The organism is Paenibacillus wulumuqiensis, from assembly GCF_000971965.1.
Lineage (GTDB): Bacteria > Bacillota > Bacilli > Paenibacillales > Paenibacillaceae > Saccharibacillus > Saccharibacillus wulumuqiensis.
Map to the genome: position 1 here is coordinate 269,101 of NZ_LAQP01000013.1, position 12,306 is coordinate 281,406.

The 12,306-nt window shown below is 47.9% G+C and carries 10 protein-coding genes; 4 read left to right on the forward strand and 6 right to left on the reverse strand.

The annotated features are described in order from the left end of the window. Window positions 1-33: 33 nt before the first annotated feature. Complete coding sequence (locus WH45_RS16125) at window positions 34-1,230, reverse strand: AI-2E family transporter (RefSeq protein ID WP_046215436.1); 1,197 nt, start codon at window positions 1,228-1,230, stop codon at window positions 34-36. Window positions 1,231-1,580: 350 nt separating this feature from the next. Here WH45_RS16125 and WH45_RS16130 point away from each other — a divergent pair, with 350 nt between their 5' ends. Then, the gene (locus WH45_RS16130) at window positions 1,581-2,852 is read left to right on the forward strand and encodes a methyl-accepting chemotaxis protein (protein ID WP_046215437.1); all 1,272 of its coding nucleotides are present in this window, start codon (window positions 1,581-1,583) and stop codon (window positions 2,850-2,852) included. Window positions 2,853-3,032: 180 nt separating this feature from the next. Here WH45_RS16130 and WH45_RS16135 read toward each other — a convergent pair whose 3' ends face one another. Further along, window positions 3,033-5,141: an ABC transporter ATP-binding protein gene (locus WH45_RS16135; RefSeq protein WP_046215470.1), complete on the reverse strand. Its 2,109-nt coding sequence runs from the start codon at window positions 5,139-5,141 to the stop codon at window positions 3,033-3,035. A 27-nt stretch (window positions 5,142-5,168) separates the two neighbouring features. Beyond that, window positions 5,169-6,923 carry an ABC transporter ATP-binding protein gene (locus tag WH45_RS16140; protein WP_046215438.1) on the reverse strand — a complete coding sequence of 585 codons (1,755 nt, stop codon included), beginning with the start codon at window positions 6,921-6,923 and terminating at the stop codon, window positions 5,169-5,171. Window positions 6,924-7,686: 763 nt separating this feature from the next. Between WH45_RS16140 and WH45_RS16145 the strand changes: the two genes are divergently transcribed. After that, window positions 7,687-7,983 carry a HesB/YadR/YfhF family protein gene (locus tag WH45_RS16145; protein WP_046215439.1) on the forward strand — a complete coding sequence of 99 codons (297 nt, stop codon included), beginning with the start codon at window positions 7,687-7,689 and terminating at the stop codon, window positions 7,981-7,983. Window positions 7,984-8,046: 63 nt separating this feature from the next. Here WH45_RS16145 and WH45_RS16150 read toward each other — a convergent pair whose 3' ends face one another. The 3 genes from WH45_RS16150 to WH45_RS16160 form a co-directional block, all read right to left on the reverse strand. Beyond that, the gene (locus WH45_RS16150; RefSeq protein ID WP_046215440.1) at window positions 8,047-8,553 is read right to left on the reverse strand and encodes a hypothetical protein; all 507 of its coding nucleotides are present in this window, start codon (window positions 8,551-8,553) and stop codon (window positions 8,047-8,049) included. Window positions 8,554-8,656: 103 nt separating this feature from the next. After that, the gene (locus WH45_RS16155; RefSeq protein WP_046215471.1) at window positions 8,657-9,100 is read right to left on the reverse strand and encodes a DUF441 domain-containing protein; all 444 of its coding nucleotides are present in this window, start codon (window positions 9,098-9,100) and stop codon (window positions 8,657-8,659) included. 225 nt (window positions 9,101-9,325) lie between these two features. Then, window positions 9,326-10,321 (reverse strand): YpdA family putative bacillithiol disulfide reductase, encoded by a 996-nt coding sequence (locus WH45_RS16160; protein WP_046215441.1) that lies wholly within the window; start codon window positions 10,319-10,321, stop codon window positions 9,326-9,328. Window positions 10,322-10,682: 361 nt separating this feature from the next. On the opposite strand from WH45_RS16160, the gene WH45_RS16165 reads away from it, so the two are divergent. Together WH45_RS16165 and WH45_RS16170 are read left to right on the forward strand one after the other, a co-directional pair. Then, on the forward strand, window positions 10,683-11,189 hold the full coding sequence (locus WH45_RS16165) for a DUF3939 domain-containing protein (protein WP_052723814.1): 507 nt from the start codon (window positions 10,683-10,685) through the stop codon (window positions 11,187-11,189). 215 nt (window positions 11,190-11,404) lie between these two features. Then, on the forward strand, window positions 11,405-12,103 hold the full coding sequence (locus WH45_RS16170; RefSeq protein WP_046215442.1) for an HAD family hydrolase: 699 nt from the start codon (window positions 11,405-11,407) through the stop codon (window positions 12,101-12,103). Window positions 12,104-12,306 lie beyond the last annotated feature (203 nt).

Sequence of the window (12,306 nt, forward strand, 5' to 3'; positions counted from 1 at the left end):
ACAGGGTTTATTGTTTGGTAAGGCTGCACGTTATCATTTCTTTACATCTACTTCAACCGGCTGCTCGGTGACTTTATCTGTCTCATAGAGATTGGAGCTGACTTTGAGCCAGTCGAACAGATGGGTGATCAGAACTTTCAATACGGCATATCCCGGTACGGCCAGCAGGATACCAATAACGCCGAACAGATTACCGGAAGTCAGAATGACGAAAATGATCGTAATTGGATGAACTTTAAGCGATTTGCCCATGATCTGCGGAGAGATCAGTTTGCCTTCGATCAGTTGTACGATAGTCCAGACAGCGACCATTTTGAGCAGCATAATTGGTGAAGTCACCAACGCCACAATCAGTGCCGGCGTAATCGCAATTGCCGGTCCAAGATAAGGCACAATGCTCGTAAAGGAAGCGACAACGGCCAGAATCAGAGCGTAATCCAGCCCGATAATGTTATAGCCGATATACAGTAGAATACCGATACAGAAGCTGACGATGATCTGTCCACGAATATAGGAACTGATCTGATGATTCATTTCCGACATGACTTTGGAGGTCTGATCACGCAGACGGACCGGGATGAATTTTAAAATGTAATTCGGCAGATTCTGTCCGTCCTTGAGCAGATAGAACAGAATGAACGGTACCGTTACAATCGAGACCAATACTTCTGTCAGTGTACCGAGAAATCCGCCAATACCCGAGAATGTATGGATAAATCCGGTAACTCCGCTGCCGGCGACGGCTGCCCAGCGCTCAGACAGTGACTGGGCCAGTTCCGATGGATTAATATTGGTGGACTGCTGCAGCTGCTGGAACACATCGCCGCCCAGCCAGTATTGGATCTGATAGACGGTCTTGTCATACAGCATTGGAATACTGATAATGAGCTCTTGAATCTGCTTTTGAATAACAGGAATTACAAGGCTAACAATCAACACTATAATGCCGATAATAAGAATGTAGAGCATAATAATGGAATAAATGCGTTTTACTTTGTATTTCTCCAGCAAATTTACAATAGGATTCAGTAAATAGAACAAAATACCGCTGAGGATAATCGGCAGGATCACGGTTTTGACCAGCACAATAATCGGCGTAAACACATACGGAATTTTGGATAATACGAAAATATTCAGTGAAATAAGCAGTAGTACGAATAAAAAGATAACAAAGCGATTGTTCAGAAAAAACAGCTTGAATCGCTCGCTCCAGACTCTGGTGCGTTCCATGTACAATTTCATCCCCTTTAACTTGATTCCTGTATAGATCATCTGGATCGGTATAATACTTAGCATAGCTTCCGTAAAGGAAGAGAGCAAGCAGACCTCTATAAAGATGCCAGATTAGGGTATATACGCAGAAAAGAAGCAGGAGATTCAGGAGGTTGATAGGACTTTAGGCCTTGATAAGTGTGTTGGTCTATGACTTATATCACAACAATCCGTTCATCTTTTTGCTAAAATTTAAATTAATAAGTATTGAATCAATATGGTAATAAATGTTACAAACCTATATTCCTGCCGATTCAGCATTTATTCCAACCTATTACTACTCAAATTCTGAAGTTATGAGGTGTATTATGAAGTTATCCTTGGGGTCCAAACTGGTCGCAAGCTTTATTGCGGTGTCTATTATTACCTACGGTACAAGCGCTTTCTTTATTTTTTATCTGAAGTCTTTTCTGGCGGCAGCGATGAGTGACTGGCTGTATGTATCGATTATTCTGCTGCTCGGCATTACATGGAGCGGTATTCTTGGTTATGTCATCTCACGGTTGTTGACCCGGCCGATTGTGAATCTGTCGCATGCTGCAGAGCGTGTGTCGGCAGGCGATCTGACGGTGGATATTCCAGAACGTCGTGAAGAAGACGAGATCAAGGTATTAAACGACGCTTTCCGCATGATGGTCATGAATATCAAGGACATTATTAACGATATCGCTCACAGTACCACTACCACTTCGCAAAATGCCGAGTATCTGACTGGCTCGATCAACGAAGCGACCCAGCAGATTGAGTCGCTGTCAACGATTGCCGATGAGATTTACCAAGGTGTGCAGCAGCAGCGCAAATCAACCGAGACTTCGATGCAGACTGCAGAGCAGATGCTTGGTTCTTTTCAGGAAATGCGTGACAAGTCTTCCCATATGATGAATCTGTCCGGTACGATGGAACGTTCTGTTCATTCTACCCAGCATATTTTTGCATCCTTGAAAGAAGGGATGAGTACATTATCTCAATCCCAGGCTCAGGCAGAGAATACAATCCGCCTGTTGGATAACCAGGCATCCGATATTGGCGCAGTCACAGGCACGGTCAAAGGATTGGCCGAGCAGACCCATCTGCTCGCGCTGAATGCTTCTATCGAAGCGGCACATGCCGGGGAAAATGGAGCCGGATTCGCAGTTGTAGCTACCGAGATTCGCAAGCTCGCTGAGCAAAGTAATGACTCGGCCCAGCGTATCCATTCCCTGATTGGAGCGGTTCAGACACAGATCCATGATACGGTTCAATTGATCCACAGTCAGAATGAGCTTGTTCGCCGGGAGTCTGCTCATACGATGGAGGTGGAGGAGACGCTGCAGCAGTTTGCAGGTATTGTCGATGAATTCATGTCGGCCGTACAGCTGATGGAAGGTTCCATCTCCGAACAGACCGACCGGGTCGAACTGACTTATCAGAATGTAACGATGATCCGGGAAATGGCAGATCGTTTCTACGAAGGCGCCAAGCAGATCTCTACAGCCACCCATGAAGAGACGGCGATTATGCAGGAGATTTCTTCATCTTCCGAGGAACTCAGCACGATGACAAATCGTCTGCTGCAGAAGACCAAGGTATTTACAGTCTGAGCTTGACATGCCTGCTCCAACTCGATGGTGCTGTATGTCAGTGTAGAATATTGACAGCAAAAGACCCGACATCCTTACAGGATGTCAGGTCTTTTTGGGTTTGATCTCGTATCGACGCTGTATGGCACAGACAGAACAAGCTGCTGCCATTGCAAATCATTTTTTGAACTTTCTCGTGAATTATACGGTGCGTCCTGCCAATCCGGCAGGCACGGGAGCTTCGATGGCTCCCGGCTCTGCTGCACCATCCGAAATCACATTCGAGCTGACCCCCGTCTGCATCCGGTACATTTGACGATAACGTCCATCAATCTCCATCAGTTCATCATGGGTACCACGCTCCACGATCTCTCCGCGATGCAGTACCAGAATCAGATCGGCGCTGCGGATTGTGGAGAGGCGGTGGGCGACGATAAAGGTCGTACGGCCTTTTTTGAGTACTTCCAGCGCGGTCTGAATCAGCGCTTCGGTCTCGGTATCAATATTCGCGGTTGCTTCATCCAGAATGAGAATCGCTGGATCATATGCGAGCGCACGGGCAAAGGAAATGAGCTGGCGTTGTCCGGCGGACAGGGTGCTGCCCTTTTCTACGACAGGTTCGTCAAAGCCTTTGGGCAGATCGGACAGAATCTTGTCGGCACCTACTTCACGCAGTGCCCGTTCGACTCGTTCACGGCTGATCTTCTCATTATCCAGGCTCACGTTTGAAGCGATCGTCCCGGTGAACAGATATGGGTCCTGCAGTACAATGCCCATATGCTGACGAATCCACTGCTTGGGCAGTTCCTGAACATTTTGCCCATCGATCGTAATCGTTCCCTGCTGCGGATCATAGAACCGGAACAGTAGATTGATGATCGAGCTTTTGCCCGAGCCGGTATGACCGACCAGAGCTACCGTCTGGCCTTGCTTGGCTTCAAAATTGATATCTTTCAGCACAGGATCGACTTTGTAGGCAAAAGTAACATTTTTGAACTGTACATTGCCTTTATACCGAGGCATGGAGCCATCGGTGACCTGTTCGCCTTCTTCATCCATCAGTTCAAATACACGTCCGGCAGATACCATCGACAGATCCAGTGCTGCCAGCTGATTGACCATACCGGTCATCGGCTGGAACAGACGTCCCAGTACATCGACAAACGCATACAGCACACCGAGCGAGATTGCACTGTCAAATCCGCCGAGAGCGGCCGAGCCAAAGTACCATAATACAAGGGCAAAGGTCAGGTTCCGCAGCACATTGACCAGATTGTGTGAAGTCAGTGAGTTCAGACGCAGCATTTTGTTCTGATAAGACAGATAATCATTATTCAGCTGCTCGAACTCTTCCTGGGTCTGCTTTTGCTTACGGAAAATACGGATGATCGACATGCCCTGAATCGATTCATTAATGATCGCATTGATCTCGCTCAGCCGGGAACGAATAACCGTATTGTACTTGGTCGCTACCCGGCGGTACAAATAGATCCATCCGATCAGCAGAGGCACGAGGAACAGACAGATCATGCCCAACCGGAAATCCAGAATGAACAGCGCCACATACACGCCGAGCATATAGACCGCACCGGAGCTGAAGTTGGACAGTACCGCTACAAACAGATCCTTGACCGCTTCGGTATCGTTGGTGACGCGGGAGACGACCTTACCCGCAGGCAGATTATCGAAAAAGGGAACCGGCAGGCGCTGAATATGGGCATACAGATCCAGCCGCAGCTCCTGAATAACCTTATTAGCCGATGATTGCAGCCAGTACGTCTTGCCGAATTCGGTAATAATCGTGATCAGCAGGAAGATAAAGTAGAGACCGATCAACTTGTAAATGCTGGGCAGCTCCGGCTTGTAAAAGCCAAACAGCTCTGTAGCGGACAGCGGTACAGCCGGATAGAGAGCTTCCTGACCCTGCGCATTGCGTACGGTCAAGGTACCATTCGCATAGCTCTTCTCACTGGCCGTATTGTCCATTGGACCTTCGATAAAGTAGAAGGTAGGCCCACTCTGCACGACATGGGCTTCTGCACCACGCTGCTCACCGGCTGCCCAGAAGCCTTCGCGTTTGTAGAATTTGCCGTTGTATTCGGCACTGTGTTCACCGGCAGTCGTCTCATAGAACGGCTGCTCAATCGCGAACATATGGTTATCGATAATGTTTTTGGCGATAAAGGGACCGGCCAGTTCTGCTCCGACACCAATGACCAGCATGATCAAGGCGACAATAAAGGTTTTTTTGGCCCGCAGTGCATACCGGTACAGCCGTTTGGTAATCGTCTTGTTATCCAGCCTCGTCATGGGCTGTTCGTAATCCTGTGTCTCCAATTAAGACACCTCCCCATCAAGGGAATTCGCCACCTGCTGCCGCTCATACTGCTCACGGTACCAGCCGCCGGCCTTAAGCAGCTCGGCATGGGTTCCCTCTTCAATAATTTTGCCCCGATCGAGGACGACAATATGATCTGCATGCTCAATGGCAGACAGGCGATGCGTCGCGATTAGAGTGGTTTTGCCCGCACGCTTGGTGCGGATATTCTCGATAATACGTGCTTCGGTTCTGGCATCGACAGCAGAGAGTGCATCATCCAGAATCAGAATCTCCGGCTCGGCAATAAAGGCGCGTGCCAGTGATACACGCTGCTTCTGACCACCGGACAGGGCGACACCACGCTCACCGACAATTGTCTCCAGGCCGTCGGGGAAGGTGTGCAGATCCGTGTCAAAGGCTGCGGTATGAATCGCATTCATAATTTCATCGTCATTAGCATCCGCTTTGCCGAAGCGAATATTATTGCGCACGCTGCGGGAGAACAGAATCTGCTCCTGCGGTACATAACCCAGCCAGCTGTGCAGCTGATCCTTGGCGATATTCTGAATCGGTACGCCGCTGATGGTCAGTTCTCCGCTGCCTGCCGGATACTCGTGCAGCAGCTGCTTGAGCAGCGTGGATTTACCGCTGCCGGTACGCCCGACGATGCCGAGCGTCTCGCCTGCGGTAATCTTCAGCGAGACATGCTGGAGATTATCGACAGTGGAAGTGGGATAGCGGAACGTAATATCGTTAAATTCAATCGATTCCGGATAAGTGACCGCTACCGGAGAAGCGATGTCCTCGACATCCGGTTTGACAGCCAGTGTCTCATTGACCCGGTCGAGCGAGGCATTACCGCGCTGCATAATATTGATCAGCTCACCGATGGCGAACATCGGCCAGATCATCATCCCCAGATAAATGTTAAAGGAAACCAGATCACCCAGTGTCAGTTCATTATGGAATACCAGATAGATCCCGAAGCCAAGACCGATAATATAGCTCAGTCCGACAAACAGACGAATCGTCGGTTCGAACAGTCCATCGACCATGGCAACAGCGAGATTTTTACGGTAAACGTCATTGGTAATATGCTCAAACCGCTTCTCGTCCTGGCGCTCCTGTACATAAGCACGGATAACACGCACTCCGGCGATCGATTCCAGTACCTGGTCATTCATATCGCCAAAGGCATCCTGAGCCAGCGTATAGCGGGCATGGACCACTTTGCCATAAATGGCCATCGCAATAGCGATAAACGGCAGCGGCAGGATCGCTGCCAGCGTTAGTTTCCAGCTGATCAGGAAACCCATTGCGAGCAGTACCGTGAGCAGATAGACCGTAGAGTCAGTCAGCGTCAGCATACCGAATCCCACCGTCATCGCGACGGAACGAAGATCATTAGTCGCACGGGCCATCAGGTCACCGGTACGACTTCGTTCAAAAAATGGCGGTGTCATGCGCAGCAGATGTGCCATGAACCGTGTACGCAGCAGCCGTTCGACCAGATTGGAGCCGCCGAACAGACTGTGCATCCATACATAGGTTACCCCGTAGATGACGATCAACGTCAGTACAATCGCTGTTGAGTAATAAATGAGCGACTGATAGGTAACCGAGCCGCTGGAGATCAGATCAATCGCGTCTCCAAGCAGCTTGGGAGGGATGAGTTCCAGCACACCGACGCCAGCCAGCATCAGAATGCCGACAATATAGCGCTTACGCTCCCGGTGGAAGAACCAGCCCAGATTTTTCAAAACAGCAAACATGCCATCACTACCTTTCCGATGCATATGTACTATGCATAATAGGGTCAAGCTAATAAAGAATGAAGCGGATCAAGCGAAGTGCCTAGCTCATGCTGTCTGCAAGGGTGAAGCAGCCATAAAAAAAGAGACACGTATGTGCAAATGCACATAACATGTCTCTTTGTAGATGTCATATGACGCACGGTTGCGGGCAACCTGTGCAGTAATAGTAACTGTTATGGATACTTCTCAAGTGTAATTTGAATAAACCAATTACCTTGAAGGGTGTCCACCTGCCGGGTTGCTCCATTTTTTCAGTTGTGTAGTCAGATCGCTAGCATAGGCCTGGTTATGTACAATCGTCATTTTATGCATGGAGTTCACCCTTTCTTCATAATGTAGTGGCAGATGGTAATAAATTCTAATTATCACTCGCCTGTGTCTGATTGTATCACTGCATTTTTAAGCATGTCAACGAAAAACTTGCCGTTTTATTTAAAATTAGCCAATTATGAATGTTTTCTTGTCGAATAAAGTCAAGAAAGTTTACATAAGTATACGAAAAGTTGACCGAAGCCAGAAAAGAGGAAGCGATCTATCAAAGATTTGTCGTCTATCCATAACGGCAGACTTCTGTAACATGTTATAATACGGAAAGAGTCAGGGTAATGGTTAGCAGGTGAGTACAGTCCCTCTGGAATAAACGTTACTCCGAATAGTGTTCATACGATGACCTGATCCTGTCAGGCAATCTTGCAAACTTTAACGAAAGGTGGAATAAATAATGAGTATCGCCGTATCGGACGAAGCCGCACGCTGGTATAAAAAAGAACTGGATTTGAAAGATGGAGATGCCCTGCGTTTCTACGCACGTTATAGCAGTAACAGTGACATTCACCCCGGATTTTCGCTGGGAATTTCGGTGGAGCCGCCTATCAGTCCAGGACTGGAGCAAAAGACGGAAGGAATCCAATTTTATATGGAATCCCAGGATCTGTGGTATCTGAACGGATACAAGCTGAATGTGGAATACCTGGATAATGAAGATGATATCCGTTATGCGTATATCCCTGAATCCTAAATATCCATGTGGTTATCAAAAAAAGCCCATGTTATCGCAATGATAACATGGGCTTTTTGCCGGTTATACGGTTGAAGTGCCTTCAAGCGCATAAGAGAAATCTTCGATATCATACACCTGAACAGGCACTTTGGCCTCAATCATCCGATGAATCATCTCAAATTGGTCGGTCAGCATCGGAACTTCCTTGCGCAGGGCAGACAGGATCAGCTCCGTCTCGATCGGATCAAAAGATTCGCCGTAATAGGCATTATCCATGGCGTTCACGACAGACAGCTGAACGTTATCCGTAAATAAAATCGATGAACTGAGTGCCCATGGCATCTGCAGACAGCGCTGAATCTTCTTCTTGTTCAGCGGTTCTTCCAAATAATCAATCAGCGCCTTGATCCGCTCGCGGACTTCGCGTTCTTCGACTGAATCGTTCATCAGCGGTTCTTGACTCTCCGCAAATTCATACAGCTCCATAATGGAGGTATAGGGAACAATATAGTTGACCGGCTTATCCGGATGAAGTAACTGGCCGTAGATCGCAATCATAATCGCTTCTATGACAAAAGCTTGGGGCATGGATGTAATCCTCCTGGAAATGCATACGTATACACATGGTTGTCAGCTCTGGTGGTCAAAGCTGTACTGGCAGTATACCATATCCTGCCCGTTACAATATAGATCAAGATTTACCGATGAGCAGCGACAGCAGTCCTGCCGCGATCAATGGACCAACCGGAACTCCTTTGAAAAAGGCTACGCCAATCAGTGTACCGATCAGCAAACCGGCTACAACGGTAGGCTGGTTGGTCATCAGGATCGTGCCGCGCCCGCCCAGATAGGCGACAAACAAACCGATGCCGATAGCGATCAGCGATTTCCAGCTGACAAAGGAAGAGACAATCGTCTCCATGGAAATCTTGCCGCTGGCCAGCGGAGTCATTACGCCGATCGTCAGAATAATAATACCAATTGTCAGCCCGTACTTTTCCAGCCAGGGAAAAGCCTGATGCCAGCCGAGTACACGAATCAGCAGCAGTATGATCATGGCGATGGTAACGGTCGTATTCTTGCCGACAATACCGAGTCCGGCCATAATAAGCAGAATGAGGGAGGGCATATCAATAGCGCCCATAAGTATCACTCCTTTCCGAGGATGGTAAATGGAAGCCAGTTGAGAAGATGAACAGATTGTATTCGACATGCCCAGCATATACATACTGGAGTTCCTTTGGAAGTAAAAATGTCCGCCGGAATCCAGCGGACAAGTATAGTAAATCAGTACACCAGGTCGTGCCATGTGCAGCACGCAGCACCTATGTGAGAGTTAGCTGTCACGGAAAAGATCGGTTCAGCTGGTAATCTGGGATAATGTATCCGTGATATGTCTCGCAATCAGCGCACCATGACGGCGGCCGGTCTCGATAAAGACTTCATTGGCGTTGCGTCCCGACGCGATAACACCGGCGACATACAGTCCCGGAATATTCGTCTCCATCGTCTCCGGATCGAAGCGCGGTTTGTCCATGTCTTCGCTCATGGTCACTCCCATGGATGTAATCAGTTTGCGATCCGGACGGAAACCGGTCATGGCGAGTACAAAGTCGTTACCAAGCATCTCGGTGCGACCGTCGTCGGTATGGGTAATCTGTACCTCGGTCTCGGTAATGCCGGTTACGCAGGAATTTAGATGCAGACTGATTTTGCCCTTGGTCACGAGTCCTTCGAAGATTGGACGCACCCAGGACTTGATGTTGGCGGACAGATCGCTGCCGCGGTAAATCATATCAACTGTGGCGCCTACGCGTACAATTTCCAGCGCGGCATCCACCGCCGAGTTGCTGCCGCCGATAATTGCTACACGCATTCGGGTATAAGGATGGGCTTCGCGGAAATAATGGGTGACCTTTTCCAGGTCTTCGCCCGGAATACCCAGATAGTTCGGATGATCAAAATAGCCGGTAGCGATGATCACACGGCGGGCTTCCAGCGTATGCTCTTCGCCCTGGCGATTGACCGTATTCAGAGAAAATGTACCATCCTCATGGCGCTCAATCCCTGTTGCTTCCGTATAAGGTTGTACTTTGATATTGTAATGCTGGGCAGCCCGGCGGTAATAAGCCAGTGCTTCATGGCGAAATGGCTTCTCATTAGGCGAAGGGAATGGCAGATCGCCAATCTCCAGCAGCTCAGCCGTACTGAAAAACTGCATATTGGTCGGGTACAGGTAGATCGAATGCACCACATTATACTTTTCAATAATCAGGGTGTTCAGACCGAGGCGTTCGCATTCGATCGCCGCAGATAGTCCGCAGGGTCCGGCACCTACAATAATGACATCTTGCATTTTATCATCAGACTCCTTTCTGGATTCAAATCATGCTCTGCACGGTCTCCCGGTGATTCGTGTCCGTGCAATGGTACAGAATATACATAAACCAGAGATGCTGTCCCGGCAGCATCCAGCCGATAAAACAGGACCATGTACCATCCTACCGCAATCTGTAGGTAAATTCTAGCTTGCTGTGGGTGAACCGAACTAATTTATCGTGAAATATCATTATTTTGTAAAAAAGTGAATCATTCTTTGTAAAATGCGGTATACTTATAGTGAGGGAGAAAAAGTTAGCCGCTTTCTCCGAAGCTTCATTGTAAACGTTTTCCGACACCAGTCCCTGATATCCCATTCATAGGGAGGAGAGACGATTATGTCTATTCTGGAAAGGTTCAAAACAAGAAGCAAAGCCGAGAACATGCCTTCGGTGCATGTAACAATGAACGAACTTCGCACAGCTGTACTTCAATATGAGAGAGAAATGAGCGGCATTAACCGCACAGCGCTGATGCAGGATGATGGAAGCCTGGATCTGTCGAGACTGACCCGTTATCTGGGAGGCCGCAGCGATCAGAAATTTTATCTGTCGCGGGAGACTTTTGAGATCTTTGAGGAACAGGAACGATATATTCCGTACCACCTGGATCAGGTGCAGGGAGCGATTGATGATTATGTTCAGGAGAATGGCAAGCTTCCGGTATACGAGGATTCTCCGTATTTTGAAGTGGACTGCCGCAAGCTCTATCAGCAGCGGTATCTGCATGAGATTCCCGATTTCCCCCTGTATATCACCGATCAGGAGATGATGGTCACACACCGTGAGCCGGCTGTGCTGCCAGAGAGCAAGGAGCATACGGACAAGTCGTATGTGCTGCTCTAATTGTGCCTGAACCAAAGCATTTCCGCATATCACGATAATAATGGGCCCGTCTGCAGCTGCAGGCGGGTTTTTTGATGTGATCTGCCGAAACAGGCAGGGATTTTGCTATACTGGTGATTGTCACGTGCTGCTGCCATAGCGCTTCCTCATGCACGGATGCAACTAAATAGAATTCATTTAAGGATAAAATACATACTCAAAGGGGATTAACTACAATGTCGGAACATGCTGTCAAAGCCGTTATTTTTGACCTGGATAATACACTGATGGATCGGGATTATACATTTGGTGCATTCTCCCGGTTGCTGATCAAGGATTATCTGGGACATATTCAGGATCAGGAAAAAGTACGCGATATTCTGGGCTACATGCGAATCGCCGATGCCGATGGATACCGGGAGAAGCGGGGCTTTTTCGAAGAACTGGTAGAACGCCTGCCCTGGTCGCAGAAGCCCGATGCGGATATGCTGTACAGCTATTACAAAGAACATTATATGAAAGAAGCACGCCTGATGAAAGGCGCCATGGAAGCGATTCAGTCCTGCCGGGATAAAGGATACAAGCTGGGCATGCTCACGAATGGACTGTACGAGATTCAATATGGCAAAGTACTGCATCTGGGATTGGAAAAACATTTTGATGTCATCCTCACTTCCGGAGAAGCCGGTATCAAAAAGCCGGACCGGAGAATTTATGAGATGATCTTGGAACGCCTGGGCACGAGCGGCGAAGAAACAGTATTTGTAGGCGATCATCCGGAAAATGATATCTGGGGAGCTGCCCAGGCAGGCATGCGCGGAATTTTCCTGAAACGAAGCTTTGATTGGGATCACACTCTGGGCATGGAGCCGTGGAAGAGAATTAAGGAGCTGAATGAGCTGGAAGGGATATGGAATAATACAATACTAAATTAATTATAATATACACATCTGATATATTCTTAATATTGGAAACTAAGTGCTTTATAGTATTTTTTTCTTTTTAATAGAATAATTATATGGTATTATAATTTCAAACTTATTAGGTCTTAAAGACTAATTTTATCATGGTTTTAAATAACTAGAGAAGCTGAAAAGATTTTAACCTAATAACTATGAATTATTTGGAGATGAAACTA